At 60.8% G+C, this 26146-nt stretch carries 23 protein-coding genes; 7 read left to right on the top strand and 16 right to left on the bottom strand.

Annotated features, from left to right (window positions below):
* The first annotated feature begins 8 nt into the window (after positions 1 to 8).
* Entirely contained in the window at positions 9 to 1802 is a 1794-nt protein-coding gene (locus Q1B40_RS13180; protein ID WP_299815184.1) for an IlvD/Edd family dehydratase, read from the top strand.
* 42 nt (positions 1803 to 1844) lie between these two features.
* Positions 1845 to 2654 carry an SDR family NAD(P)-dependent oxidoreductase gene (locus tag Q1B40_RS13175; protein ID WP_299815174.1) on the top strand — a complete coding sequence of 270 codons (810 nt, stop codon included), beginning with the start codon at positions 1845 to 1847 and terminating at the stop codon, positions 2652 to 2654.
* A gap of 52 nt (positions 2655 to 2706) precedes the next feature.
* Here Q1B40_RS13175 and Q1B40_RS13170 read toward each other — a convergent pair whose 3' ends face one another.
* The 7 genes from Q1B40_RS13170 to Q1B40_RS13140 form a co-directional block, all read right to left on the bottom strand.
* The gene (locus Q1B40_RS13170; RefSeq protein ID WP_299815171.1) at positions 2707 to 3357 is read right to left on the bottom strand and encodes a glutathione S-transferase family protein; all 651 of its coding nucleotides are present in this window, start codon (positions 3355 to 3357) and stop codon (positions 2707 to 2709) included.
* Positions 3358 to 3406: 49 nt separating this feature from the next.
* Complete coding sequence (locus tag Q1B40_RS13165) at positions 3407 to 4009, bottom strand: ribonuclease T (RefSeq protein ID WP_299815168.1); 603 nt, start codon at positions 4007 to 4009, stop codon at positions 3407 to 3409.
* A gap of 72 nt (positions 4010 to 4081) precedes the next feature.
* On the bottom strand, positions 4082 to 4534 hold the full coding sequence (locus tag Q1B40_RS13160) for a cytoplasmic protein (protein ID WP_299815165.1): 453 nt from the start codon (positions 4532 to 4534) through the stop codon (positions 4082 to 4084).
* A gap of 98 nt (positions 4535 to 4632) precedes the next feature.
* Entirely contained in the window at positions 4633 to 5481 is an 849-nt protein-coding gene (locus Q1B40_RS13155; protein ID WP_299815162.1) for a 23S rRNA (adenine(2030)-N(6))-methyltransferase RlmJ, read from the bottom strand.
* On the bottom strand, positions 5478 to 6005 hold the full coding sequence (locus tag Q1B40_RS13150) for a GNAT family N-acetyltransferase (protein ID WP_299815159.1): 528 nt from the start codon (positions 6003 to 6005) through the stop codon (positions 5478 to 5480). The genes Q1B40_RS13155 and Q1B40_RS13150 overlap by 4 nt, the downstream gene beginning before the upstream one ends.
* Before the next feature lie 333 nt (positions 6006 to 6338).
* Positions 6339 to 7190 (bottom strand): cold-shock protein, encoded by an 852-nt coding sequence (locus Q1B40_RS13145; RefSeq protein ID WP_299815156.1) that lies wholly within the window; start codon positions 7188 to 7190, stop codon positions 6339 to 6341.
* A 214-nt stretch (positions 7191 to 7404) separates the two neighbouring features.
* Positions 7405 to 8502 carry a DUF1176 domain-containing protein gene (locus tag Q1B40_RS13140; protein WP_299815152.1) on the bottom strand — a complete coding sequence of 366 codons (1098 nt, stop codon included), beginning with the start codon at positions 8500 to 8502 and terminating at the stop codon, positions 7405 to 7407.
* Positions 8503 to 8728: 226 nt separating this feature from the next.
* On the opposite strand from Q1B40_RS13140, the gene Q1B40_RS13135 reads away from it, so the two are divergent.
* The gene (locus tag Q1B40_RS13135; protein ID WP_299816513.1) at positions 8729 to 9367 is read left to right on the top strand and encodes an MBL fold metallo-hydrolase; all 639 of its coding nucleotides are present in this window, start codon (positions 8729 to 8731) and stop codon (positions 9365 to 9367) included.
* 28 nt (positions 9368 to 9395) lie between these two features.
* Here the strand turns inward: Q1B40_RS13135 and Q1B40_RS13130 are convergent, their stop codons facing one another.
* From Q1B40_RS13130 to Q1B40_RS13115, 4 genes are all read right to left on the bottom strand, one after another.
* Positions 9396 to 10283 carry a DUF1402 family protein gene (locus Q1B40_RS13130; RefSeq protein ID WP_299815149.1) on the bottom strand — a complete coding sequence of 296 codons (888 nt, stop codon included), beginning with the start codon at positions 10281 to 10283 and terminating at the stop codon, positions 9396 to 9398.
* A 347-nt stretch (positions 10284 to 10630) separates the two neighbouring features.
* A complete protein-coding gene (locus tag Q1B40_RS13125; RefSeq protein ID WP_299815147.1) occupies positions 10631 to 10981 on the bottom strand; it encodes a DUF6665 family protein in 351 nt (116 codons plus the stop codon).
* A 46-nt stretch (positions 10982 to 11027) separates the two neighbouring features.
* Complete coding sequence (locus tag Q1B40_RS13120; protein ID WP_299815144.1) at positions 11028 to 12377, bottom strand: MFS transporter; 1350 nt, start codon at positions 12375 to 12377, stop codon at positions 11028 to 11030.
* Positions 12374 to 12937: a chalcone isomerase family protein gene (locus Q1B40_RS13115; protein ID WP_299815141.1), complete on the bottom strand. Its 564-nt coding sequence runs from the start codon at positions 12935 to 12937 to the stop codon at positions 12374 to 12376. Before Q1B40_RS13115 ends, Q1B40_RS13120 begins: the two co-directional genes overlap by 4 nt.
* A gap of 484 nt (positions 12938 to 13421) precedes the next feature.
* Here Q1B40_RS13115 and clpS point away from each other — a divergent pair, with 484 nt between their 5' ends.
* Complete coding sequence (gene clpS, locus Q1B40_RS13110) at positions 13422 to 13724, top strand: ATP-dependent Clp protease adapter ClpS (RefSeq protein WP_299815138.1); 303 nt, start codon at positions 13422 to 13424, stop codon at positions 13722 to 13724.
* A 106-nt stretch (positions 13725 to 13830) separates the two neighbouring features.
* Here clpS and Q1B40_RS13105 read toward each other — a convergent pair whose 3' ends face one another.
* Together Q1B40_RS13105 and Q1B40_RS13100 are read right to left on the bottom strand one after the other, a co-directional pair.
* Positions 13831 to 15315 (bottom strand): hypothetical protein, encoded by a 1485-nt coding sequence (locus Q1B40_RS13105; RefSeq protein ID WP_299815133.1) that lies wholly within the window; start codon positions 15313 to 15315, stop codon positions 13831 to 13833.
* A 218-nt stretch (positions 15316 to 15533) separates the two neighbouring features.
* Positions 15534 to 16733 (bottom strand): DUF1176 domain-containing protein, encoded by a 1200-nt coding sequence (locus Q1B40_RS13100; protein WP_299815129.1) that lies wholly within the window; start codon positions 16731 to 16733, stop codon positions 15534 to 15536.
* A gap of 215 nt (positions 16734 to 16948) precedes the next feature.
* On the opposite strand from Q1B40_RS13100, the gene Q1B40_RS13095 reads away from it, so the two are divergent.
* The 3 genes from Q1B40_RS13095 to Q1B40_RS13085 all read left to right on the top strand — a co-directional run bounded on the left by Q1B40_RS13095 (position 16949) and on the right by Q1B40_RS13085 (position 19815).
* Positions 16949 to 18814 carry an OmpA family protein gene (locus Q1B40_RS13095; RefSeq protein WP_299815126.1) on the top strand — a complete coding sequence of 622 codons (1866 nt, stop codon included), beginning with the start codon at positions 16949 to 16951 and terminating at the stop codon, positions 18812 to 18814.
* A gap of 269 nt (positions 18815 to 19083) precedes the next feature.
* Positions 19084 to 19257: a hypothetical protein gene (locus Q1B40_RS13090; RefSeq protein ID WP_299815123.1), complete on the top strand. Its 174-nt coding sequence runs from the start codon at positions 19084 to 19086 to the stop codon at positions 19255 to 19257.
* Positions 19258 to 19527: 270 nt separating this feature from the next.
* Entirely contained in the window at positions 19528 to 19815 is a 288-nt protein-coding gene (locus Q1B40_RS13085; protein WP_299815120.1) for a GIY-YIG nuclease family protein, read from the top strand.
* 187 nt (positions 19816 to 20002) lie between these two features.
* Here the strand turns inward: Q1B40_RS13085 and uvrB are convergent, their stop codons facing one another.
* The 3 genes from uvrB to Q1B40_RS13070 all read right to left on the bottom strand — a co-directional run bounded on the left by uvrB (position 20003) and on the right by Q1B40_RS13070 (position 26036).
* Entirely contained in the window at positions 20003 to 22924 is a 2922-nt protein-coding gene (gene uvrB, locus Q1B40_RS13080) for an excinuclease ABC subunit UvrB (RefSeq protein WP_299815117.1), read from the bottom strand.
* Between the two features lie 175 nt (positions 22925 to 23099).
* On the bottom strand, positions 23100 to 24935 hold the full coding sequence (locus Q1B40_RS13075; RefSeq protein ID WP_299815114.1) for a peptidoglycan-binding protein: 1836 nt from the start codon (positions 24933 to 24935) through the stop codon (positions 23100 to 23102).
* Between the two features lie 177 nt (positions 24936 to 25112).
* Positions 25113 to 26036, bottom strand: a complete 924-nt coding sequence (locus Q1B40_RS13070; protein WP_299815111.1) for a hypothetical protein — start codon at positions 26034 to 26036, stop codon at positions 25113 to 25115.
* Between the last annotated feature and the right edge of the window lie 110 nt (positions 26037 to 26146).

Raw genomic sequence — 26146 nt, 5'->3', positions numbered from 1 at the left:
CAAAGGGTATGGACGAGTATCGTTCGAAGTATTTGGCCAAGTCCAGATTGCGGTCACAGGAATGGTTCAACAATCCGAACAATCCGGCAATGACGGCGCTCTATCTGGAACGCTATCAGAATAACGGTTTCACACCGGAGGAGCTTCAGTCCGGCCGGCCTGTTGTCGGTATCGCCCAGTCGGGCTCCGAACTGACGCCCTGCAACAAGATCCACCTTCTTCTTTCCGAACGGATCAAGGCAGGCATTCGCGACGGCGGCGGAATACCGATCGAGTTCCCGATCCATCCCCTGCACGAGAACGGCAAGAGACCGACAGCGGCCCTCGACCGCAACCTGGCCTATCTGGGGCTGGTGGAAGTGCTGCACGGCTATCCGCTTGACGGTGTGGTTCTGACGACAGGATGTGACAAGACCACGCCGGCAATGCTGATGGGGGCCGCGACAGTGGACCTGCCGGCGATCGTTCTGTCGGGCGGTCCGATGCTGGACGGCTGGTGGAAGGGGGAACTGGCGGGTTCGGGTACGATCATCTGGGAAAGCCGGCGGCTGCTTGCCGAAGGGGTCATTGACTACGACGAATTCATCAGCCGCGTTTGCGCCTCCGCGCCGTCCCTGGGCCACTGCAACACGATGGGCACGGCAAGCACGATGAATGCCCTGGCTGAAGCGCTGGGGATGAGCCTGCCGGGCTGCGCCGCGATACCGGCGCCGTTCCGTGAGCGGATGGGGATGGCCTATGAGACCGGCAAGCGCATTGTCGCGATGGTCGAAGAGGATCTGACGCCGTCGAAAGTTCTGACACGCGAAGCGTTCGAAAACGCCATCCGGGTTGCGACCGCCATAGGCGGATCCACCAACGCGCCCCCGCATATTCAGGCGATCGCGCGGCATATCGGTGTCGATCTCGATATTCATGACTGGCAGGAGCAGGGGTATGACCTGCCGCTTCTGGTCAACATGCAGCCGGCGGGAAAATATCTCGGCGAACGGTTCTTCCGGGCAGGCGGCATTCCCGCGGTCATGGGAGAGCTGCTTCAGGAAGGGCTGCTGCATGACAATGTTCTGACGGTTTCCGGCAAGACACTGGCTGAAAACCTCGCCGACACCAGAAGCAGTGACTACGAGGTGATCGCGAGCGTGGCCAACCCGCTGCGCAAGAAAGCCGGGTTCATGGTCTTGAGCGGTAATCTGTTCGACTCCGCACTGATGAAGACCAGTGTGATTTCGGACAAGTTCCGGGGCCGTTTTCTGAGCAAGCCGGGGTCGGAAAACGTGTTCGATGCACGTGCCGTCGTCTTCGAGGGGCCTGAGCATTATCACGCGACACTGAACGATCCGGAGCAGGATATCGACGAGAGCTGCATCCTGTTTATCCGGGGCACCGGCTGCGTCGGTTTTCCCGGCTCGGCAGAGGTCGTGAACATGCAGCCGCCGGACGCGCTTTTGAAACAGGGCGTCATGCATCTTCCGACCGTGGGTGACGGCAGACAGTCGGGCACATCGGAAAGCCCCTCCATTCTCAATGCGTCGCCGGAGTCGGTTGTCGGCGGCGGTCTTGCGTTGCTCAAGAATGGTGACAGGGTTCGACTGGATCTCAACAACCGCACACTCAACGCCCTGGTTGAAGAAGCGGAGTGGAGCGAAAGACGCAAGAACTGGTCTCCGCCCGAGCTGGAGAACCAGACACCCTGGCAGGAATTATACCGCGCGAATGTCGGCCAGCTAGCGGAAGGGGGATGTCTTGAAATGGCAACGTCCTACCAGAAGGTGCGCCATCAGATGCCGCGTGACAGCCACTGAGTGTTTCATCCGATGCTGGAGCGTCGGTCAGGAGTTGATGAATTGACAGACGCGCTATTCGACGTATCGGAAAAAACCGTTCTGATTTCAGGCGGCAGCAGGGGAATAGGGCTGGCGATGGCGGAGGCGTTTGCCACTCGCGGCGCGCGGGTCGTCATCACGGGGCGTGATGAAAAAACCTTGCAGAGTGCCTGCGAGGCTGCTCCGGCCGCGCCGATTCCGATGACCCATGAAGTCTGTGACGTCAGCGAGACGGACACGATTTCGGCCTGTGTCGATGCGGTTGTCGCGCGATACGGCCGGATCGATGCGTTGATCAATTGTGCGGGTGTGAATATCCGCAAGCCGGCCGTCGACTACACCCCCGAAGAATTCGACATGATCATGGATATCAATCTGCGCGGCGCGTTCTTCATGGCGCAGACCGTCGGCAGGCAGATGATCCGTCAGGGCAATGGCTGCGTGATCAACGTGGACAGTCTGTCTTCTTTCAATTCCCTTGCCCAGGTCGGGCCCTACGGGATGTCGAAAGCCGGCCTGTCCAGCATGACCCGCGTCATGGCTCTTGAGTGGGGACAACATGGCGTCCGGGTGAATGGCCTGGCACCGGGCTTCATTCTGACCGATCTGACCGAAAAGCTCTGGTCCGATCCGAACCTGCAATCCTGGAACCGGACTGTCACGCCGCTGGGGCGCATGGGCTCCGTCGACGACCTGATCGGCACAGCGATCTTTCTGGCCTCGCCCGCAGCGGCCTTCCTGACAGGACAGACGATCAGGGTGGATGGTGGCACATCGAGCGGCATCAACTGGCCGATAAACGGGGAATTCGACGTCACTCCACGTGCATGATGCGGCCCGCTTTCCGAGCTTTCTCGTGAAAGCGGGCTGATCGTGCAGCAGGTTACCGAAGAGCCGCAGGGGCGTTATCCGGGACAGGCGCTGGCGGCTGCCTGGTGTCGGCAAAGGCAGGAACCGCGGCTTCGAATGCATCCAGCCAGGCGACCAGCGCGGGATGGTCCTGCCGCCATTCACCGCCGTAGCGCATGTCGAGATATCCAAGGGTGCAGGCGAGCGTCAGCGTGCCTGCCGTCACATCGGCGCCGGTTGTCGGCGCAGGGGGCGTTTTTTCCTCGAAATACGCCAGGCCTCGTTCCATCTTTGCCGCATGGTAGGCGTCCCAGGCGGGATCGCGATACTGCTTTTCCTTGAAGCGCTTCTCATAAACCCGAAGGATGGCGGCATCCATGATGCCGTCTGCGAGCGCTTGATCGCGCAGCACCGCGAAGCGGGCTTCGCCTTCCGGAAAGAGCTTGCCGCCGCCAGCCAGGAAATCAAGATACTCGATGATGACGGCGCTGTCGTAAAGCACCTCACCGTCTTTCAGCACGAGCGCCGGAATTTTTCCAAGAGGGTTCTGGTCGCGAATGCTGTCGGATGGGTCCGCGGTGTTGGTGTCTTCCACCGTGATCTTGTCTTTCAGTCCGAGGATCGCCGCGGCGAGTTTCACCTTGCGGCCGAAAGGGGAAGGGGGAGACGAACGTAATTTCATCATGGTCCAGGCTCCTGAACAGTGAGGCTTGAGAATTGCGGCCGGTGTGGTCTTACCGGGCGCCGGGTGGGGGAACGTCGAAGCTGGCGGACCGGCATCCGGCACGGTCAACGGCAGTGCAGGAGCGGAACGCCAGGTCCTTCGTCAGGCAGATGCGGACTTCTTCCAGCTCGCCGCGATCGCAGGTGACGGCCATGCCATCTTCCCGCAACCCCGGATTTGCGAGGCGGAAGGCCTTTTCGACGGTCGCCGGAGCGGCCTTGCCGCGCTTGTCCAGTTTCTTGAAGACACCGGGAATGGCAATCTTCTCGAAAGCCTGCCGGGTCAGGCTGAAATAATCCTCCGGGTCGAGGCCGGAGCAGGTGCCGTGCTTGCGCCACTGGTGAAAGACAAGGCCATGACTGGGCATGATGTCTTCCATGTCTTCGGCGATCCGTCGATCGATGCGTTCGGGCATGCCCGGACAGGATTGCGGGTAGCCTTGCTCATATTGCGGCCAAAGACCGTGAACCACGAAGCGATAAGGGTCGTCGACCTCACACTGGTAAGGATTGGCATCCTTGCCTTCCTGCTTGCAATAGGTCGGCGACCAGGAAAGTGACAGGACGAAGAAATCGAATTCCCCGGGCTGTTCCGCCAGGGTCGATGTCGACATCAGGCCAGCCAGCAGACAGAAGATCTTCAACCAAGCACGGCTGTGGAGCGCCATCGGAAAAGACCTTTTCGCTCAGCGCGGGCGTGTCGTGCTGCAATGGGCGCCGTAAACGTGCCATTTGTCGAGAGGGGCCATGCAGGCCTCCACGTTCCAGCCCAGGCCGAGAAAACCGCCGTGTTCCTCAACGAAGTAGTGGACGGACTGAATGCTGCCGTCGGAGAGGCTGGCCTTGCCATGGCAGTACCGGCGCGCGATCGGACTGATGTCTGTCTGGTAGCCGGTTTCGCGAATGTCATCGATGCCCATGATGGTGCGGCCATCGTAATAGTCCCTTCTGGCGCTGGCGACAGAACCTGCAACGGCACTCTGGACGGAGGCCGCGGTGCAGGCTGGCAGACGGTTCTCACCGCTGAAAGAGAAATGGACACGGTTTTCATCCGCCATTGCCGGCACTGCAAGGCTCGCGCAGACGGTGAGGACGGTCAGGAGGGGCAGGAAAAAGCGGGTGAAACGGGCAATGTGCACGGCAAGAACTCCAGTATGCAAACTGAGAGAACGACGATGGGGGAGGGCAGGCCCGAGGTCAAGCTTTGATCCATGCAAAAGTGACCGGTCCCGGGCAGTTATTCGCCGATCAGCTGGGTGACATTCCATCCGGCTCCCGGACCCAGATGCAGGACGTCGCAGAGCCATGGCAGGATTACGCGCATTTCGCGGTCCAGTGTAAACGGCGCGTTGACGAGGGTCATGCCGGAGCCCAGCATTCGCGTGTCGGGACCGCTTTTGCCGGTATTGAGCTCCAGTGTCAGCACATCGCGCAGGCCGGCTTCCCTGAATGTCTCGTGCATCCGCCGAACCGCCCTGACGTCTTTCAACGGATACCAGATGGCGTAGGTGCCCCCGGGCCATTTCTTCCAGCCGTTGACAACCGCTTCGGTCATCCGCTCGAATTCATCGGTCTCCTCGAACGCGGGATCGATCAGCACGAGCCCGCGCTTTTCCTTGGGGGGCAGAAAACCGCCCAGCGCGAGCCAGCCGTCCAGGTGGATGGACTTGACCTGGTGATCGCCGGTGAAAAGATCCGAGAGGGTCTTGAAGTCCACCGGATGCAGTTCCGTCAGCGTGAGCCGGTCCTTGGAGCGCATCAGGCTGCGCGCGAGCAAAGGCGAGCCCGGATAGAGCTTGAGCCCGCCGTCCGGATTGAGTTCATGGACGACGTCAAGCCAGGGAGCCAGAAGTTCGCCAACCGGAGCGGGGATGTCGGCGGCCAGTATCCTGCCGATCCCCTGTTGCCATTCTCCCGTCTTCTGCGTTTCCACCGAGGTGAGGTCATAGCGGCCGATACCGGCATGGGTGTCGAATACGCGGAAGGCCTTGTCCTTGCGCTTGAAATAGACAATGAGCCGCGACAGCACGGCGTGTTTCAGCACATCGCCGATATTTCCCGCATGATAGGCGTGCCGGTAGTTCATGCCTGCTGCTCCGGATCGGCGGGCTGTGGCGGCCGTTTGAGGTAGACGACAGCCTTTTCTCCGTGATCGGCTCTGCCGATCTCTTCAAATCCCAGCCGCTTGTGAAATCTGAGCGACCCGGGATTGGGTGGCCGCTCGTTGACTTCACAGACGAAGCTGCGTCCGGAGCCGGCAAGGTGCCGGAAGAGACTGTCGTAAAGCGTCTCACCGATTTTCCTGCCCCGCTGCTCCGCGTCCACGGCAATTCGGTCGGTATAGGCAAAATTGGAAAGACGTTCGCTCAGCCAGCGATAGTTCCGGCTGTCGTAGTTGGTGCCGTCCCCGATGCACAGCAGGAACCCTGCGGGCGTATCGTCAATGTCTGCCACCAGGCAGACAATCGCGGAATTGACCAGGTCGAGCAGATCCTCGGCTGTCAGTTCGTTGACGGCCGGAACCGATGCGTTGTTCAAGGGCAGAAGTTTGCTCAGATCGCCAGGCCGGAAAGGCCGAACGATTACGGAGGAAGACGGCCTGGATGTCATGAAACCACCTGGATCAGCCCGATAGCATGGAGAAAGATATGAAAGCGGGGCATTTGAGTCATTCGATAGCGTCGCACGTCACGGCGTCCGCAGTCCGGGCTGCGTTATAGAAGTTTTTCCGCCGAGATTGAAGCGCGGGAAGGATATACGCGAGGCGCAGGCATGCCACGAGGTAAAAGACAGGCGCGCGGGTGTTTCCAGGCTGTACTTGGCTGGAGCCTGACGTCCCCGGAGCTGGTGCGGATCGGCGGGGCAGATAGTCTTATCGGCCATAAATGAATTTGGGCGTGGTTGAGCCACGCCCAAACAGCTCACCTCAAAGGGTGAGGAATTTTAGTCTTCGGCCGGCCGGCTGTCTTGCCCGGCAGGGGGGCCGTCTTCATCGAGCGCCTGCAGGTCGACAGCCTTCGGACCCTTGCCACGGCGATCCGGCTCGGTTTCGAAAGAAACCCGCTGACCGCTGTCGAGGGAGGTAAAGCCAGAGCGTTCGACGGCGGAGATGTGCACGAACACATCCGCGTCGCCTTCATCCGGTGTGATGAAGCCGAAGCCCTTGTCTGTCTTGAAGAACTTTACCGTGCCGGGCTGACGCGGGCCGCGTTCTGCAGGGGGCATGTCCCGGTTCGGACGTGGCTGACCAAAGCCGCCGCCGCCTTCTCCGCCCTCGCGGTTGCCGTAGCCGCCACGGCTGCCGGCATATCCACCGCCTTCGCGATTGCCGCCGCCGTAACCGCCGCCACCGCCATAGCCACCGCCTTCACGGTTGCCACCGCCATAGCCACCACCGCCACCGTAGCCGCCGCCACCTTCGCGATTGCCGCCGCCATAGCCTCCGCGGTTGGCGCCACCGTAACCGCCTTCGCGATTAGCGCCGCCGTAACCACCGCCGCTACCGGCATAGCCACCACCTTCGCGATTGCCACCGCCGCCATAGCCGCCACGGCCACCACCGCCGTAGCCACCATCGCGGCCGCCGCCATAACCGCTGCTTCTGTCGTCGCGGCCGTGGCCGCCACCGTAGTCATTGTCTCGTCCACCGCGGTAGCCGCCGTCCCGGCCGCCGCCAAAGTCACCACCACCGAAATCGCTTCCGCCGAAGTCACTGCCGAAGTCTTGCGGACCACCAAACTCACGTTTGCCGCCGCGCCGACCACGCGTCCGCCGGTCCGAATCGCCATCGTGCATTACCAGATCACCTTACCTGCTGCGCCCTTTCGGCACATACCGACCAATCTCACCCGCCTTCACAGTCGAGTCACCTCAACCAGACGTACCCGGTACGCCTGCTCAACATTCTGGGATCGGGTTGAAACACTCCTGCCGCATCCCTATCCAGCCGCTGCACTTTCATCATAAGGGCGTGATGGATAAAACCGCAAGAGAATCCTTGGTCCGCGCGCTAATTCGGGGCGTTTTTCGGAGGCCAGGTATTTGACCAAATGGACAAGTCAGGGACGGTGCCGTCGCATGTTTTGCGGGTGGCTTCTTCCAGCAGGACCAGTCCCGTGCCGTTCCAGCTCCACCTGTTCCAGAGGCCGCATTCGCCAACACCGGAGCCCTTGAAGTAGCTGACAAGCTGCTCATCGGCCGGGGACCACTTTGCATTGTAGATCAGGTCGGTTGCCACCGGCCCCTTCTCCGACATGCGGGCAACATGGATCTGCCGCGCGGCGCCATCCTTGCCGGAAAGGACGGCGACATAGGGACTGTTATAGGCCGTCGGCGCGCCGCAGGGGATGATGTAGAGCGAGCCGTTTTCATCGAGGGGGACGCGTACCGCATTCAGACCTGCGAAGATTGCCGGGTCGATGTCGGAGCACAGGCGATTGGCGGACCAGACCGCGGCGACTTCCGGCGGCAATTGATCCGCGCTGACAAGCGGCATGGCATGGGGCGCGTCCTTGGCGGGCTCGGCACCGGGCGAGACAATGGCCGCAACGGTTCCGGTGCGGTCCTGTTGATTGTCCAGCCACAGAAAGCCTGCTTTCAGGCCCTGCAGGGAAACAGGAACGGCCACGGGATCTGCATCCTTTGCGGCCGGCAGATGGATTGTCAGTTCCTTGCCGGACTGCATAGCCTGAAGCAACGTCGCGGTCACCGGACCCGTGGGATACCAGAAACCCTCGCCGCCGAGCGGCCGGAAGCCTGCCGGGGCGGTCACCGTGGGCTGCATTTCCCGAAGCTGCTCGATCGGCAGTGCCTCGATCTCCACCCCGTCGACGTCAAAGCGCAGGCTTCCCTCCTGCGGCAATTCGGTGTTGGTGGTCAGGCGCACCAGCGGCTGGGCTTCGGCCTGCCAGTCCCGCACGATGCGCAGGTCCACCCACACCGACTGCGTGCGGGTAAAGGATGACGCGAAACACACTCCCGTATTGCCGCAATCAACGGTCCAGCTTTCGAAGCTGGGCGGTGTCCGGCCAGGCTGCGCCGAAGCACCGGAAGCGAAGCCGAGCACCGTCGCGGCAGATATCAGAAATGTTAATAGTCTCAGCGTCATTGGCCGGTTACCCGATTATGGTTGCCATCTTTTCAGCGGCCCATACATCTTGTACGAAATGCACGCGGCAAGGTGAAGCCGCTAGTGACCAGAAACACGACGGCGGTCGTCTTTGTCCCGTATTTCCTATCGGGGCGGACCGGCGTCGCTGCCAAAGGAGGCGGTAGTGACTCAAGGAACTTCAAATGCCGGCGGAGAAGACGCGCAAGGCGGCAATGAAGGCGACATGCCGCCGATCCAGGTCATGGTCATCGTCGTGACACAGTTTCAGCAGAACTGTTCGCTGATCTGGGACCCGGCTACCATGCGCGGCACGGTGATCGATCCGGGCGGTGACGTGGAGCGGATACGCACTGCCATCGACAATCAGGGGGTCAAGGTTGAAAAAATCGTTCTGACTCATGGACATATAGACCATGTCGGCGGGGCTGCCGACCTGGCCGAAGCCCTCGAAGTTCCCGTGGAAGGACCGCATGAGGCCGACCGGGCGATGATCGACAGGGTGGCCGATCAGGCGGCGCAATTCGGTGTCGACGGGGTCAGGCCGGTCACTCCGGACCGCTGGATGGACGAAGGCGATCAGGTCGAGATTGCCGGCCGGATGTTCGACGTTCTGCACTGTCCCGGCCACTCTCCGGGGCATCTCGTATTCTACGACAAGGACCTGCGGTTCGCGATTTCCGGGGACGTTCTTTTTGCCGGCTCGATCGGCCGGACGGACCTGCCGGGGGGCGACCACGCGACGTTGATCAGGTCAATCCGGGAAAAACTGCTTCCGCTCGGAGACGACGTTTCCTTCATCCCCGGTCACGGACAAGCCTCGACCATCGGTCACGAGCGAGAAAACAACCCGTTCCTGACCTGATGGTCTAACGCGGTGAAGTTGATCGGTGTCAGAGAAGTGCTCTGAGGTCGTCGATGCGGTCGTTGACCAGCCAGCCGTAGTAATTCTCGCGCGGCCATGCCTGGCCGGTGCGGCGGAATTTGGCGGCCCGGCTCCACGGGTCGCCGAGATTGTAGAGGGTCGCGGTCAGGCCCGGGTTGTTGGATATATCGACCTTGCCGACGGATTTGTAGGCGGCAATGGCGTCCTGAATGATAGCGGCCATATAGTGGAGCGAAATATTCGGATCCATGGTGGCCTTGTAAACGCTTTCCGCATTGGTGGCCTCAAGCTTGCGGAAATTGCTTTGCCGCGCCACGCGGTCGGTCATTTTCAGAACGGTCAGCGGGCTGAGCTGGCCCAGCCCGAAGCTCTGGCCGGCAAATAGCGGCTGGAAGAAGGCCTCGTTGAAATTCTTCTTCGGATAGCGCACGCCATCCACGGATCTGCCGCGAAACTTGCCGTTCCAGACATTCTCGTAGCAGGACCAGCGGCGGTCGCTGCTTTCCTGAATGTGCGCCTTGCGGCAGCGGTCGAACTGCGGGCGCTCGACGAAGGTCTCGACATGTTCGCCGTTGATTTCGAAGCTTATGCGCACACCGGCATAGGCCAGCGCCTTGACGTAATAGGACTGCGCGCTGTCGAGGGTGTCGTAATTATAGGTGTGCTCGCCGACGATGGCGCCGATGATGTGGATCGGATCGATGCCGTAGCGTGAGGCCACCCGCTTGATGGACGAAATCAGCCCGCGGTCGCGTTTCAGAACACCAAGCACTTTCTCGAACTTGGCATCATAGGAGGACTTGGAGGCGGATGTCCGGCGGGCCGAGGCGTAGGGTATGTTCGGCTGGGACCTGTAGCGGTTGCCCTCCGGGACCGTGCGCACAGACTGGGCCATTGCCGGCTGGCTGGCCGGGAAGAGCGGAACGGCAGGGTTCAGGAGCAGAGCGGCTGCCAGGCATCCCGCGCCAAGTAGGGAACCGAGTCTGAACGAACCTGTCTTCCTGCACATAGTGATCATTCTGCGCCTGGTATTGTTGTTAAATATGCGCGCGCAAGCGGTGGCTGCGCCATCCGACCGTAGCGGTTTTACATAGCTCGCAAAATGCGACAGTAAATAACTCATCCTGCAAAAAGCCCCCAGAAAGAAACACTACGGCATCGCAGATGCAACAGCTTCCTTCCCTTAAGCGCTCACCATCAACAAAGAAGTGATCGCTGTCACAGAGGTTTTCTTTCTCGAGATTATTGCGAAATCTTTCCGGAAAGCCGGGCCGGACCCATCCGCAAACGGACCTCCCTGGGCACTGCGAGGAAATCGTTGAAGGCCTTGTGCTGGCGCAGTCCGCAGAGTTCCCGCTGGGTGACAACGTGCCAAAGGGCCTCGCCGGCCACTGCCACAAGGCGTTCGCGGTCCTCTTGAGGCAGGTCGGCCGTGCTCTCGGCGGTTTTCAGGTCCGAAAGGGCTTTTTCAAGTTTTACCGTCAACCGGGAAAGCGTCGATGCTTTCTCGTTCAATATCTCCTGTTCCAGCGCCGCGGAAAGCGGGTCCCGGTCATCCTCTTTTCTGAACGTGCGGGGAGGTCTTACCGTCATTGCGGGCGGTGCATCCTGTCGTTTCGGGGCAGGGAGATCATCTCGCCTATCTGTTCCTTGCCAGATCCTTGTGGAACAGAAGCAATCCTGCAAGAGCGATGAGTTTCAAAACGCATGGCAAACCGGCATAGGTCAGGCTCAACAGAAGGCCGAGGTCGGAGGTCATGGGACCTCCCGGATGGTAACCGAAAAAGCCCAGGAGAGGTAGAGTGAGACCTGTGGCTGCCGCCAGCGACAGCTTGGAGACAAAGGCCATGACGGAAAACAGGCGCGAGGCTTCCCATTCCCGGTCATCGGCTTCGATATGGTCCGCCAGGATGGCAGGCGGCAGAGCCAGATCCGCTCCGAGGGCGAAGCCGGACAGGGCACAGACGAGCGCGTAGGCGATGACATCCCCACCTGCCAGCAGTCCGGCCCAGCAGAAGGTGACGACTGCGGTGGCCAGCGCCATCTGCCAGGCCCGCAGTTTGCCGTACTTGCCCGCAACCCTCGTCCAGAGAGGAAGCGAAGCCGCGCCTGAAAGAAAATAGATCAGCAGGAACAAACCGGTATAACTTTCGGCACCCAGCCTGTCGCGAACGAAAAACAGTACCAGAACCGCCGGAATGGCACTTGCGAAGGTGTTCAGAAGTACCAGCGAGAAGAAGGTTGCGCGCCAGCGGTCGGTCATCAGCCGGACCCATCCGGCCGATATCCGCGAAGAGCTTGGAACAATGAGCGGAGCGGTGCGCATCCAGCGGAACAACAGCCAACAGGCGATGGCCAGAAGCGGCAGGTATCCGAGCGCGAGCCAGTGAAAGGCAGCCCTGGTGCCGAAGAAACCGGTCAACACCGGCGGGATGACAGAGGCGACCAGCAGGCCGATCAATCCGTACGCCTCTCGGCTCGCCGTGATCCTGGTGCGGCTTGCGCTGCTTGCCCGCCAAAGACCTCCAAGCGTCTGGAAATTGATCGCGACGATGGAATATCCCGTCGTGCAGATCAGGACTGACAGCGTGAACCAGAGCATGGGCGATTGTTCCACCGGATGAAACAGCATCCAGAAGCCGGTGCCGAGCAGGAAGGCGCCAAGCAGCAGAGTGAGATGTCTCCAGCGATGAAAGCGGTCGCTCAGGCTGCCGATAAGCGGGTCCTGAATGGCATCGAACAACCGCAGCGCCAACAGGGCGGTTCCCAGCGCCGTCAAAGGCAGCTGTAGTGTGAGCGCGTAGAAATCGGGCGCATGCAGGTAGATCGGCAATCCGGCGAAGGCGAGGGGAAAGGCCATCACGCCATAGCCTGACAGTGATCCGAGCGTCAGCTCGGGCACCGTCGTGTCATCAGGCCGGTCGTCCGAACCGGCAGTGTCGAGGGGTAATCCTTCCGCAGTCGTGTGACGATCCGCCTGCTGCTTCAAGAACCGGACCCGACCAGCTTCGCGCGCAGTTGCGGGTTGCGGGTCTGTCCACCCAGCCAGATATCAAAGAAACTGCGGGTGAAGTCAGGATCGGCAATCGTCCCGAGCTTCCTCTTGCCCTGATAAAAGTCGGTGCTGCCCTGCGAGGTGCGGACGCCGGTGATCGATTGTCCTGCAGAAACGTCCGGGAAAATCGCCGTCATCTGACGGGTCCAGGACGACAGTTTGTCCGGCGGGGTGCCGCCCTGCTTGCGGATTTCTTCCGCCGAGCGGTCGGCGATTGCCTTGCCCTTGAAATTGCGCAGGTAGGTCAGCTTCAGTGCGTACGGGCCGCTGCGACTGTAGCTCCCCTGCGGGGCGTAAAGTTCGGCGTCAAAGACCTTGAAACCAAGGAACGTCATTCGTCCCTTGCCCACCAGCTGCGCGGAGGGGAGGGCGCGTGCGGCGACGCCCGTGTCCGCAAGCCCCGGTGTAGAAACGACAGGTGCAAAGCAGAAGCTCATCCAGATGGCGATCATTGCGGCTTTTCCGAAAGCCAGTGCGTGTGCGCGGGGTTCCAAGATATCCCTCCAGAATTTACGTCAAGCCTGAGACCTGACTTCTACGCAAGCAAAGATCTTTCGGATCGGCCGGGGGCAAATTCTGATGGAGAGGCGATGAAAATAACGCCGAAACAGCGGACTGCCGCAACTCCCAGTCCAGTTTTTCTGGAATTTGATCGCAATACGTCCTGCAGCGGCATTGTTTTCCGACAAATTTCAAGATGTCGTGTTTTCTTCGATTTCAGCTTGCATTATATTGGCTGTGAACGCGGGTACGAACGATCGGACAGGTTGTGCCGCGTTCAGGATATTTCAGGCGTCAGGCGCAGGTGTTCCGGCAGACGGTCGGCAGCTTGCCTACAGTGCCGGATTTCCGGGTGCGTTGCCCGGAACGATATGCGTTCGTTGGAACGCAAACAGGACTTTCAAGGAATATAGATCGCTCGAGTCTTCCACCGTGCAGCCGGTTCGCGAGACGTCGTGACGATCCAGGGTCAGTGCTATGAGCGATATCGATTTCAAACCGAAACTGCAGCAGAAGACCAAGCTTCAGAAGCCGAAGCTCTACAAGGTCATTCTGCTGAACGACGACTACACGCCGCGGGAATTCGTTGTGCTCATCCTGAAAGCGGAGTTCCGTCTGGACATGGCTCAGGCGGAGGTCGTCATGATGACCGCCCACCAGAAGGGGGCCTGCGTCGTTTCCGTCTATCCAAGGGACGTCGCGGAGACCAAGGCCACCAGGGCCATCGATGCGGCCAGCGAACTGGGCTATCCGCTGCAATTGGCCGTCGAGCCGGAATAGGCTGCGGGATCCGTAACCTGTAAACCTTGCCGCTTGAACGCGAACACGCTCCAAAACAAAGCCCCGGCTCAAGGCCGGGGCTTTTTGATTTCAGGTGCGTCGAAAATCAGTCGCGCAGCTTGACGATCTTCTTGTCGTCACCGCCGGACGGGGTGTCGTCATCCGGTCCTTCGTCGCCGGAGGCGTCGTCGTCGAGGTCGATCGGATCCAGCTCCGTCGGCAGAGGCTCGGTGATGCCGAGTTCCGCGATCGGGTCGTAGCTCTCGGTCAGGCCCAGCTCTTCGGCCGGTCCCTTGCCTTCCATGGCCATCTGGTAGTTGGTGATGACCGATTTGAGCTGGACGATCTGCTCGTTGGCGGTGTCCACCTGGATCTTGTACCGCTGTAGACGTTTGTTTTCTTCGATGAGATCTTCAAGATTGTCGGCGAATTTCTGGTTCTGATTGCGCTGGTGGTTGAGGTCCGTGAGAGCCGAATTGTAGCGCAGGTTGAGTTCGCGCAGCTTGGCGGAGGTCGCCATCAGCTCGTTGCGGTCCTTCTCGTGGTTCTTCTGGGCACTGTCGAGAAGGTGTTCGATTTCCTGCATGCGCTTGAGGAGGTCGCGGTTGCGCTCCTTGAGCGTGGAATTCTCGCGGGCCATTTCCTGCAGCGACTGGGCACCGATGCGGCGCTGGGAGGAGAGATTCTCGATTTCCGCATTCAGCGCATAGACCTCGTTGTCATGCTTGCGCTGTTCTTCCTCCAGCCTCGTCTTGGCGTAGACCAGCTCCTGGCTGGCGACGTCGAGATGGGACTTCAGGTCGATATTGTCGTTGCGGAATTCGCCCAGCTCGCGCTTGGAGGCTTCCAGCTCGCTGGTGACCAGATTGTTCTTGCGGATCTCGTCTTCCAGCAGCTTGGCGCTTTCAGACAGGTTCTGCTGCAGTTCCTTTTCCCGGTGCCTGACAGCTTCCAGGTCCGAGCCGATGTTCTCGGCATGCTTTTCCAGCGTCTCGAACTTGGCCTTCAGGTCGTTGAGCTCGCCGCTGAGATCGGCGACCTGCGAATTGGCCTCCACCAGCTTGGCGCTCTGCAGCCGGTACTCGTCGTTGATCTTCTTGTTGTTGTCGCGGATCGAGACGATGTCGTTACGGGCGGTTTCCAGCGCCGTGCGGGTCTCGGTGGTGCGTTTGCGAAGCGAATGGACTTCCGCTTGGGCATCTTCCAGCTGGGTGGTGAGTGTTCTCACCTTGTGGTCTGCGTCCAGAAGGTCGGTCGAGATCTTGGCATTTTGCGACTTCAACCGGACTTCGGTCTCGACGCTGGCGCGCGAAGCTTCCAGAAACTCGGACATCAGGCGGATCGACGTCTGGCTTTCCGCGGCAAAGGCGGCCATCTGGTCGAACGTCTGATTGAGCCCGCCGACCCGGGACTTGAGCCCGTCCAGCTGGTTCATCTTTTCCTGCATCTTCAGAGCAAAAGGCGAAAGATGCTCGACATTGCTTCTTTCCGGAAGCTGCGCGTCTTCCTGCATTTCGGTGCCGGATGCCCCGCTCTCAACCTGCTGCTCCTGCTCATCGCCCGGGCGCGAAGATTTCGAGAAAATGCCCATTCCTGTCTCCTGAACTTCCACGCCGGCACGAGTCCGGCGGCAGATACGCAATACATTAACTCTTTCTTAACCCAGAAGTCCCGGGTGTTTCAACGACTCACGCAGACTACACTGCAGAATACCGCGGCAAGTGTTACCTCAAAAAGACAGATTCCTCCGCATTTTTCAGGGTTTTTGAGCCTATGGTTAACCGCCGGGCGCAAACCTGCGCCTGCGGGTCAGCCTCCCATCTCGTCAATCGTCCAGCTGAGCGGCCAGCCTTCGGGTGGTCCGGTGACGCCGTCGCAGTCGGATTTTTCCAGATATTCGATAAGGGTGTAATCGCCGGATTCAGCTTCCATCTCGTGGCGCTCGAAGGCGCCACAGTCATAACCGGGGCCGTAATAGGTGGTGCCGGTGACCTGGCCGGTGGACGGGTCGTAGAAGAGATTGTTGACCAGCGCGTGATTGGGCTGGTTGAAGCCGGGCGGCGTTTCGAACTCCTTCCACTCGTCGAGCGACGGGTTAAAGGGAATGTGGATCGCGAGGAAATAGGGCACGTTGGCATCCGCCATCTGACAAGGAACGACCCAGGTTTCCACATCGCCTTCAGCGAAATATTGCGCGCCGAAGGCGGGCACGGTCTCGTCGAGCTGACAGTCGAGCGTGCGTATGCCCATCATCTGTATGTCATCCGGGATCTCGGAAACCTCATAAACAAGGCCCTGGGCACCGCGATCGATGCCGCTGTTGTTTGTCTCCTGAGACGGCATGACAGGCGGTGGCAAATCCGTTTGCGCTGCGCTCGGCGCCGGGGCTGCAGAAGCGGCGGTGGATTTCGGGGCTTCCGACTGCGTGGCCGGTACGGCGGCGACCAGCGTCTCCGCATCCGCAGGGAGCCCGCCCCAGGCGACGATAGCGTCCGTCCTGCCGATGCGTCCCTGTTCTTCGTCGATCCGCAACAGCGCGTGGGTGAGGCCGGTGAGCGACACGCGGTAGGTGAGAGTGTCCGCCGGGATGCCATACTGGATCTGGATGTCGGCGTTCATGCCGAGGCGGAGATTTTCCATCAGGTCCCGGTCTGCGTCTCCGCCGAAGGTCATCTCGTTGCCGGTATAGATCTTCTCGGCAAGGCCGAAGAAGCCGTAATTCTCTTCCTCGCCCTCCACCTCGATCCGGGCCCGCATGCCGACTTCCAGCTTCGTCGCCGGCCGGAGCGTGACGAACACCTGCGACTCCGGTTTGGCTCCGCGCTCCACCTTCAGTCTGAAAGCCTCGCCGTTGGACCCTGTGCCCCGGCTTTCGGCGATGCAGTAGGTCTTGTCATCGCAGCGGACCGACCAGTCGCCATAGGTGGTTTCGGCCAACTCCGCCGACGCGGTTCCCATGAAAAGAACCGTAAACAACGCCACACAAAAATCCGAAATACAGCGTCTCATGCGCAGACCATCTCCCAAGATTGCCGGACTGCATCCGACTTAGCCTTCCCCTCGCACCGCGAAAGTTCCAGAAAAGGGAAATTCACGGCACATGCCTGGCAACAATGACGCCGGGGCAGAAGATGTCAATCTGGATGGGAGCTGGAACGAACGGCTCAGCTGGCCGTTTGCCCGGTAACACCGGGTGAACCGGCACGCAGCCAAGAGGAAACATCATGACATCGAGACATTTGCGTAATTCAACCGCGCTGGCCGCGGTGCTGGCGTTTGGCTTGCAGATCCCGCCGAATGTGAGCTACGCGCAGGACACAGCAGTCGACTGCGCCGCAACGCCTCAGGCCTGCGAGGACGGGAAGACCGTTGAAGGCGGAGAGAATGCTGCCGATGCGCCGGCCGCACCTGCGCCTGCGTCTTCCGAGCCCGCGTCTCCCGAGAATGTGCGCCCCGCCGTGGACAATTCCGCACCGGAAGCCGTGGAAGCGGCACCTGAAGTCGCTCCAGAGACCGGTGATGTCGTGCCCGAACCAGTGACACCCGAGGCTCCGGCACCTGTAGAGGCACCGGCTCCTGCAGAACCTGCGCCGGTGGAACAGGAGGCACAGGAAGAAGCGCCTGCGGCTGAACCCGCGGAAGACGCCGCACCTGCCGAAAAACCCGCTCCCGTGGAAGAGCAGGCACCGGAAGTAAATACGCCGAGAGAAAAACCCGCTGAAGAGCCGCAAGCCGTGCAGCCGGCCGCGCCGGACAGTGCACCGTCGGAAGAAGCTCCTGCTGCGGAGCCTGCTCCGGTGACGGAAGAGACGCCCGAAACAACGGCTCCGGCTGAAAAGCCCGCGGCGTCTGCCCCGAGCGAAGAAAAGGCAACTCCTGCCGAAAAGCCGGTGGTTGAACCCGAGACGTCTGGCGAAGCTTCAACCGAGAACACAGCCGCTGATGAAGCTCCGGCGCAGGAAACACAGGTAAAAGAAACTCCGTCCGACGCAACGCCGTCGAAGGGCGAGCGAACGGGGCGCCGGCCGGCCGGGGAGGCGAGCACCGAACCCGGTGATCCGATCAAGGCGCAGGCCTCCGGCCAGCCGGAAGAGCCGGCGGCCGTGATTTCAGACGATGCCACCGACGCGCAGCGTGCACAGAACAAGGAACGCGAGGAGCGCCGCCGCGACGAAGCGCGCGACCGCCGTCTGGAACTGCTCGGTGCCGCCGCAGTCGGTGCGGGCATCGGCATGCTGATCCCGGCGCTGGGCGGCAAGGTGGTGGAAGACCAGGGTGACCGGATCATCGTCGAACGCGACGGCGAATATCAGGTGCGCAAGGATGAAAGCAGCCTGCTGCGCTACGGCGATGCGGAAGTGCGTGCCGAGCGTCTGCGCGGCGGACGCACCCGCGAGACGGTCACGCGCCGCAACGGCGTGCGCATCGTCACCATCCGCGACGAGGGCGGGTTCATTCTCTACCGCTCACGGATCATGCCGGACAACCGCGAATACGTGCTGATCGATAACCGCCAGGACGACCGTCGCCGCCGGAACTACGACCGCGACCTGCCGCCGGTTCGGGTGGGCATCCCGCGCGAGCGCTACATCGTGCCCGCCGGCCGCGCCAGCTATGAAGATATCTACGACACGTTCGCGGCACCGCCGGTGGAGGACGTCGAACAGGCCTACACATTGCGCGAGGTCCGCGAGAGCGAGCGCCTGCGTGACAAGATGCGCCGCGTCGATCTCGACACCGTCACCTTCGAAACCGGCAGCGCCGTTGTGCGCCAGAGCCAGGTACCGCTCCTGCAGGACCTCGCCCGCGCCTCCGCCGCGCTGATCGAGGAAGACCCGACGACTGTTCTTCTGATCGAGGGCCACACCGACGCTGTCGGCTCGGAGGTGTCCAACCTTGCCCTGTCGGACCGGCGCGCCGAAACCGTCGCCCGCATTCTCGCGGAACTCTACGACGTTCCGCCGGAGAACATGGTCGTTCAGGGCTATGGCGAATCCTATCTGAAGATCGACACCCAGGGTGCCGAAGAGAGAAACCGCCGCGTCACCCTGCGCAACATCACCCCGCTGCTGAGCACCAGCGCGCGGTAGGCTGGCCCCGGGAATTGTCTCTCCCGGAAGACAGGACAGAACCGGCTTTTCCTTCTCTCCTCGGTCACCAACGCAATGAGTTGATGACCGAGGGGGAGGGGAGGCCTGTTTCCTGTTCTGGGGACATCGCCAATCCGTATTGACAATTCAAACAGGGTCGGGCCTCGTGACCGCGCCTTGCAGGCACCAGGATTCTCTTTCCCGGTCCGGGCAGAAAGCCCACAGCCGGTTACCCACATCGACACCAATCCGCCATCCGGAGATGCCCCATGAGACTGACTGCCCCTTCCTTCATCGTCTTCCTGATTTCCCTCGTCCTTTTCGTCATCGCCGTCCTGCCGCTGGCCGGCATCGCCATTCCGAGCATCGGCGTCTCGACGCTGTGGCTCCTGATCGCGGCCTATGTGATCCTGGCGGCCGGGGTGCTGTTCAAGGGGATCTGAGGCCGGCGGCGCTGGAGCTGCGGGTCCGGTGCGAGTTTATCGGAATTGACGGAAGGCTCGCCGCGCTCGCGCTGATGTCTGGATACCAGATCGGCGCGCAGCGGTGCTGCGCTTGTCGGGTATGACGCGCTGCCGCGCGGTCTTTCATCTTTCTCCGTCATACCAGACAAGTGCAGCTTGCTGCATGCAGATCTGGTATCCAGACATATTTCGCGCGTCAGCGCGGCCCTATTCAAATTTACCTCCACCCAACCCACCTGAACCTTCACCATGCCCGCCGCCGTCTACATCCTCGCCTCCGGCCGCAACGGCACGCTCTATATCGGCGTGACAACGGACCTGCCGCGCCGAATGTATGAACATCAAAATGGCCTGGTGGAGGGGTTTTCAAAAACCTACGGTGTCACCTGCCTGGTCTATGCTGAATTCCATGACCGCATCGACGAGGCCATCGCTCGCGAGAAGCAGCTCAAGGCCTGGAACCGCTCGTGGAAGATCGAACTGATCGAAAAGAGCAATCCGGACTGGCGGGACCTTTCGGAAACGGGGTTGTTCTAGACGGTGCTCGCTGGCTCTCGCGCTGATGTCTGGATACCAGATCGGCGCGCAGCGGTGCTGCACTTGTCGGGTATGACGCGCTGGCGCGCGAGCCTTCGTCTTTCTCCGTCATACCAGACCAGCGAGGCGCTAGCCGAACGCCGATCTGGTATCCAGATATATTTCGCGCCATAGGCGCGGCCGCTTCCTATTGCCCCGGCCGCCCACTCTTCTTAGGCCGTCCTCTTTGCCGTTTTTCCTCCGCCGGGTCCTCATAGGAGCCCGCGCCGATCTTGCCGCGGACCACCGGCTTGACCGGGTCTTCGCCGCGCCCTAGCGGAACTTCCGTGCGGCCGACGGTCATCTCGTCCAGAGAATTCTTGCGAACCTTTGCGGACGGGGCCGGGAGCGGTGCGGCGGTTTTGTTCTTTGCGGCACGGGCCCGGTCGGCGGCGGTCTGTTTTTTCTTGCCGCTGGCGCCTTCCTTGGTGCCGCCGGCGCCGAATTTTCGCTCGCCCCGGAAGCCGCCGGACTTGTCGTCGACGGTGGACTGGCGGGCCATGGCGTCGTCGGCGACGGCCAGTTCTGTCTGCTGCAGGCGTTTGATCTCGTCGCGCAGGCGGGCGGCGGTCTCGAAGTCGAGGTCGGCGGCGGCGTCGCGCATCTTCTTTTCCAGGTCCTCAATGTGGGACTTGAGATTGTGGCCGACGAGATTGCCGTTCTCGGCAAAACCGGCGTCGACGGTGACATGGTCCTGCTCGTAAACGCTGTCGAGAATGTCGGCGATGTTGCTCTTGACGCTTTCCGGGGTGATGCCGTGCTCTTCGTTGTAGGCGAGCTGCTTCTCGCGGCGGCGGTTGGTTTCGGCAATCGCCCGGTCCATGGAGCCGGTCATGCGGTCGGCATAGAGGATGACCTTGCCGTCGACGTTTCGCGCGGCGCGGCCGATGGTCTGGATCAGCGATGTTTCCGAGCGCAGGAAGCCTTCCTTGTCGGCGTCGAGAATGGCGACAAGGGCGCATTCGGGAATGTCGAGGCCCTCGCGCAGCAGGTTGATGCCGACGAGGACGTCGAAAGCGCCGAGGCGCAGGTCGCGCAGGATCTCGATGCGTTCCAGCGTATCGATGTCGGAATGCATGTAGCGCACGCGCACGCCGTTCTCGTGCAGATATTCGGTCAGATCCTCGGACATGCGCTTGGTGAGCGTGGTCACCAGGGTGCGGTAGCCCTTTTGCGCGACCTCGCGCACTTCGCCAAGCAGGTCGTCCACCTGGCTGGTGGCCGGGCGGATCTCGACCGGCGGATCGATCAGGCCGGTGGGACGGATCACCTGTTCGGCGAAGACGCCGCCGGACTTGTCCATCTCCCAGGAGCCGGGGGTGGCGGAGACCGCGACGGACTGCGGCCGCATGGCGTTCCATTCCTCGAAGCGCAGCGGCCGGTTGTCCATGCAGGAGGGCAGGCGGAAGCCGTATTCGGCGAGCGTCGCCTTGCGGCGGAAGTCACCCCGGTACATGGCGCCGATCTGCGGAATGGTCACGTGGCTCTCGTCGGCGAAGACGAGGGCGTTATCGGGCAGATATTCGAACAGGGTGGGGGGCGGCTCGCCGGGCTTGCGGCCGGTGAGGTAGCGCGAATAGTTCTCGATGCCGGCGCAGGAGCCGGTGGCTTCCAGCATCTCCAGGTCGAACATGGTGCGCTGTTCCAGCCGCTGCGCTTCCAGCAGGCGGCCGTGGTGGTGCAGTTCCTCCAGCCGCTGCTTCAGCTCTGCCTTGATCGACTTGGTGGCCTGGTTCAGCGTCGGCTTGGGGGTGACATAGTGCGAGTTGGCGTAGATCTTGACGCTTTTCAGCTCGCCGGACTTCTGGCCGGTCAGCGGATCGAACTCGGTAATCGCCTCGATCTCGTCGCCGAACATGGAAATGCGCCAGGCGCGGTCCTCATAGTGGGCCGGGAACAGTTCGATGGTGTCGCCGCGCACGCGGAAGGCGCCGCGCTGGAAGGCAGCGTCGTTGCGTTTGTACTGCAGGGCGACCAGATCGGCGATCAACTGGCGCTGGTCCATGCGCTCGCCGACCTCAATGGCGAAGGTCATCGCCGTGTAGGTTTCGACCGAGCCGATACCGTAGATGCAGGACACGGAGGCGACGATGATGACGTCGTCACGCTCCAGCAGCGAACGGGTGGCGGAGTGGCGCATCCGGTCGATCTGCTCGTTGATCGAGCTTTCCTTCTCGATATAGGTGTCCGTGCGCGGCACGTAGGCTTCCGGCTGGTAATAGTCGTAGTAGGAGACGAAATACTCGACCGCGTTGTCCGGGAAGAATGACTTGAACTCGCCATAGAGCTGGGCGGCCAGTGTCTTGTTGGGGGCGAGGATCAAGGCCGGTCGCTGGGTGCGGGAGATCACCTGCGCCATGGTGTAGGTCTTGCCCGAGCCGGTGACGCCGAGCAGCACCTGGGTCTGCTCGCCGCCGCTGATACCTTCCACAAGCTCGGCGATGGCCGTCGGCTGGTCGCCGCGCGGCTCATAGTCCGATTTCAGCACGATCGGCACGCCGCCTTCGGATTTCTCCGGCCGGTCCGGACGGTGCGGCACCCACAATTCGCCGTTCTTGTGCAGAGGATTGCCGCTTTCGATCAGCGCCGACAGGGCCTCGACGGTCGCGGTCGCGCCCAGGTTGCCGGTCAGCTCGCCGAACTTGCTTTCCTTGTTCTTCTTCTTGTTGTCCTTGCGATGCTCCTTGAGCTTCTTTTCAAGGCTTTCGGCCTCTTCCAGCGACATGTCGAGACCGGCCACTGGGTTCAGCCCGCCGGCGGCCCGCTCGCGGGCGCTGTCCGCCTTGCCGATGGAGGTGCCGCGCGCCGACCGGGTGGGTTTTTCCTTCTTCGCGCTCCCGGGCGCGGCCTGACCGGCTGCCCGGGTCTTGCCTCCGCTTTGCTTCGGAGAGGCTTTTTCCTTGCGGGGCTCTTTCGGCAGCGGCTTGTCCGCTTCTTCGGCGATCTCCGCAGCCCAGTCGCTCACGGAGCCGGAAAGAGGCGTGCCGGAAAGCGGCTTCTGCGGCGCTTCGCCGAAGCCTTCTGGTTCGCTGGTGTCGTCGGATGCGGATCTGTCGGGGCGTTTGCTCATGCCCTGCAATATGGTCCGGTTGCGGCCGCGAGAAAAGGGGCCGGTTGCGGCTTTGTTCCGGAAAAACCCACTTCCTGCCGGTCTCCTGACAGGAGGGTGTCAGGAGGGGGCGTTCCAACCACGGCCGGAAGACCACACGACAGTCATTGCGGTTCAAACAAATCGGGGTTTCCCGTTACGAGTCTTTCAGCAACTTCAGAAAATCCCGTGATTTGTAGCTGCGGTTTTTTTCGCATGCGATGATGCCATCCCTGCCGCCGGCCTTGTTGGTGTTGCCCTCGTAGGTCTCGAAGGTGTCTTCGTTGACCTTGCGAACGATGCCGACATGCGTCCAGTCCGTCGATGTCTTTCTGATGACGAACAACATGCCAGGTCGAAGGGCGGACAGCCGTTTTTGGGCTGTATCCAACCTGGATCCTCTGATGAAACGATTGGCGTTTTTCGCATCCTCGACAAGATCGTCGACGCCGACCCTTCGTGTGAACGGCAGTTTCTGCTTCAGGTCGCGCGCCGCCTGGGCGACGATCAGGCAGGCAAACCCGGCGCACCACAGCTGGTCCGATCCCTGCTTGCCGCGCATGTAGAGCCGAACCCATGGACCGCAGTTGGCGCCGCCCACCTCGATTGGCGTTTCGGCAACATGCTGTTTTGCGATCCGGACGACGGCTTCCTCGAAGCTGGTCGATGGGGCGAACTCGATCGGGGCCAGGGCGCGGCGCATCGGGCCGGTCAGTGTGACCCAGGTTTCCTCGTCGAGTTCACCCGTTACCGGGCGTCCGAGTGCGGTTTGAAAGCGTTTGAGCTGGATCTCTGTCGAGGGGCCGAAATCTCCGTCAATTCCGGTGCTGAAGCCATTCAGGTTCAGCCACTCCTGGACGCGTCGAACGCTTTTCTTGATTGCGTTGGAACTTCCGGGAGCTCCAGCTCCGACAGCGAGGTTGCCGGGAAATTCAAACTCCTCCACGGCGTGTTTGAAGTTCGTGGAGGTCAGGGGCAGTTCGATTGTGTTCACATCCCCGGAGGCGGAGCCGGCGTTGGAGACAATGTTGTTGTTGTTGCCATCAAGTTTGACCGCTTTCAGCTCGATCAGCGTTTTCAGCAGGACGGCCGCGCCGACCTGCTTCGACACCGCTTCGGGATCAAAAACGCCATCCTTGACGTATTTGCCCTTTTTGTAGTGGCGACAGCCGCTCCACAAATAGGGGGTGGGAATTCCTCGCCGCTTGTACTCGTTGTTGATGCCGTTGTAGCGGTGCCAGTGATACAGAGCGCTTTCGAGAGACCAGTCTTTTATCCCGAGCAAACGGTCATACTCCATCGCGTCGCGTGCGCTTTCCTCCCAGCTGAAAGGGGGCGATCCGGCGGCGGGCCGGTCCTTCGGTATCCGGACGGTCCGCGCTGTCAGCGTATCGCCATTATGCAGATGCTGGTCGAACCGGAGACTGCATTCCATGGCATGAACAATGGCGATGAACCACCAGGGAACCGTCGTTCCATCCACCGCCTTGGCGTAACGGTGCTGGTTTGAAACGATTTTCTTGCAGATATAACGAGAGGACTTCGACCAGGTATCGGAAACCTCCATCGTGTTCCAAAGCTTCGTATAGGCCGCGGCCCAACCTGCTGACACACTTGGAGTGGTCCCGATCGCAACGGGTGCGGGGGCGGGGGGCGGTTGATCCGGGCCGGGATCGAGAAAGTCATTTTCCGCGAGCTGGTCGTCCCGATTGGGCTTCTCGTGATCCTCGGGGGCGTCGGCGGAGCCGAACGGCCAGTTCTCCACTTCTTCGGTCAGCGCTTCCAGCTCCTTACGGAGATCATCAAGCGCTGCCGCAATACCGGCCGCTCCTTCCATCGCTATCCGGCTGATCGTCTTTTGTACGTGGTCGATCTTTTTCTGGATCTTCTGAGCGCTGGCGGTGTCTCCGGTCGCGGTGGCCTTGTCCCGTTGCGCGATCAGGTTGTTTCTGAATGCCAGGAGTTCCCACTTATCCGTTGGTAGTTCCGCCATAACAAACCTCCCTCGAATTTATATGCCAGATCGGATTTCAGGCACGACGCGTACAACCCGGTATGCGGGTGATGATGTGGAGCTTCCTGCAGTCAATCGGTTGCAGGAAAATGCTCCAACACGCTGAAATATATCTTCTTTAAAACGTTCTCTCGACTTCGGCCGGCACCTGCCGGTCTAGCGGTTTTGTTCTGTTTTGACTTTTTCCGCGAGGATGCGCAGCTCGATTGCGTGGTTCGCGAGAGCGTCAATGTCGGCTCTTGATGCCTGGTTCATTGCTGCCTTCACTGCGACTTCCATCGCCTCGATGGTCTGGTCAAGGAGAAGAACCCAGGATGCGAACAATTCCCTGTCCTTCAGCATCTGTTGATTGGAAACGGCCTTGGGGCTTGAAATAACGAAGTAATAAAGTTCCGGTGTGCCGTCCCGATAAGTCACCAGTATCTTCTTGATTGTCGGAAAAGCCTTGAGAAGATTTGCTCTGAAACTCTCTCTTGCGGCACCTTTCAGCGCGGCGCTGAAAATCTGCTTCGCGGTGCCCAGGTAGCCCGGAACGACAGAGGGAATGGTGACAATGTCTGCGAACCCTGCCGCGCTTTGGAGATCTGATTGGGCGGCTGACAGATCGGATACGATCTGGGTCGTTTTGGACATCAGCGCATCGACCGACTCGCCATTCGCGAGGCCGGTAAGAGCCTGATTGTAAGCTTTTGCCGCAGCAAGCGTTTTGCGCATCGACGCCGTCAGGGGCGGATCGCCGACAACCACGTAATAAGCGGCGTCATTCGGCTTGAACTTGCGCAAGGGGTCATTGCCGTTGTTCAACACAGTCCAATGGGCGCGTTCCGCATTTGCAACCTTGTCGAGGACCTTTTGCGCCGTCTCGTTCTGCAGGTCGAAAGCTGTCGAATAGAGCTGAAACTCCTGGACTGCATTGCTGCATGCAGTCAGGGATAAAAATAGTGCCAGAATCAAGTAATGAATTGAAAATCTATACATACAATTCCACCCTCTCCCCCGAGAGAAGCATGTATCCAAACGTGTGTTCGAACTTTTGTCAAACTTTTCGGGGTAGGAGTGCGCCAGTGTTTCTTTTAGCAAGATACAGTCGATGGAAAAACGAAAGAAAGGTCTGCCGAAACTTCAGTTGATGTGGCTAATTGAGAGAAGAAATTCGGTGAATGATACCGGGAGTGGTGGGGCGAATATCC

It is taken from the genome of uncultured Roseibium sp. (assembly GCF_947496995.1).
Classification (GTDB): Bacteria; Pseudomonadota; Alphaproteobacteria; order Rhizobiales; family Stappiaceae; genus Roseibium.
Note: the sequence above shows the minus strand (reverse complement) of the source record. Positions and strands in the feature narration are given on the sequence as shown.

Excerpts from the sequence above, each read along its gene's own strand:
- Q1B40_RS13180 (WP_299815184.1), top strand. The coding sequence starts at position 9 with ATGGACGAGTATCGTTCGAAGTATTTGGCCAAGTCCAGATTGCGGTCA.
- Q1B40_RS13170 (WP_299815171.1), bottom strand. The coding sequence starts at position 3,357 with ATGATGAAATTACGTTCGTCTCCCCCTTCCCCTTTCGGCCGCAAGGTG.
- Q1B40_RS13165 (WP_299815168.1), bottom strand. The coding sequence starts at position 4,009 with ATGTCGACATCGACCCTGGCGGAACAGCCCGGGGAATTCGATTTCTTC.
- Q1B40_RS13155 (WP_299815162.1), bottom strand. The coding sequence starts at position 5,481 with ATGAACTACCGGCACGCCTATCATGCGGGAAATATCGGCGATGTGCTG.
- Q1B40_RS13150 (WP_299815159.1), bottom strand. The coding sequence starts at position 6,005 with ATGACATCCAGGCCGTCTTCCTCCGTAATCGTTCGGCCTTTCCGGCCT.
- Q1B40_RS13145 (WP_299815156.1), bottom strand. The coding sequence starts at position 7,190 with ATGCACGATGGCGATTCGGACCGGCGGACGCGTGGTCGGCGCGGCGGC.
- Q1B40_RS13140 (WP_299815152.1), bottom strand. The coding sequence starts at position 8,502 with ATGACGCTGAGACTATTAACATTTCTGATATCTGCCGCGACGGTGCTC.
- Q1B40_RS13135 (WP_299816513.1), top strand. The coding sequence starts at position 8,729 with ATGCCGCCGATCCAGGTCATGGTCATCGTCGTGACACAGTTTCAGCAG.
- Q1B40_RS13130 (WP_299815149.1), bottom strand. The coding sequence starts at position 10,283 with ATGGCCCAGTCTGTGCGCACGGTCCCGGAGGGCAACCGCTACAGGTCC.
- Q1B40_RS13125 (WP_299815147.1), bottom strand. The coding sequence starts at position 10,981 with ATGACGGTAAGACCTCCCCGCACGTTCAGAAAAGAGGATGACCGGGAC.
- clpS (WP_299815138.1), top strand. The coding sequence starts at position 13,422 with ATGAGCGATATCGATTTCAAACCGAAACTGCAGCAGAAGACCAAGCTT.
- Q1B40_RS13105 (WP_299815133.1), bottom strand. The coding sequence starts at position 15,315 with ATGGGCATTTTCTCGAAATCTTCGCGCCCGGGCGATGAGCAGGAGCAG.
- Q1B40_RS13100 (WP_299815129.1), bottom strand. The coding sequence starts at position 16,733 with ATGAGACGCTGTATTTCGGATTTTTGTGTGGCGTTGTTTACGGTTCTT.
- Q1B40_RS13095 (WP_299815126.1), top strand. The coding sequence starts at position 16,949 with ATGACATCGAGACATTTGCGTAATTCAACCGCGCTGGCCGCGGTGCTG.
- Q1B40_RS13090 (WP_299815123.1), top strand. The coding sequence starts at position 19,084 with ATGAGACTGACTGCCCCTTCCTTCATCGTCTTCCTGATTTCCCTCGTC.
- Q1B40_RS13085 (WP_299815120.1), top strand. The coding sequence starts at position 19,528 with ATGCCCGCCGCCGTCTACATCCTCGCCTCCGGCCGCAACGGCACGCTC.
- uvrB (WP_299815117.1), bottom strand. The coding sequence starts at position 22,924 with ATGAGCAAACGCCCCGACAGATCCGCATCCGACGACACCAGCGAACCA.
- Q1B40_RS13075 (WP_299815114.1), bottom strand. The coding sequence starts at position 24,935 with ATGGCGGAACTACCAACGGATAAGTGGGAACTCCTGGCATTCAGAAAC.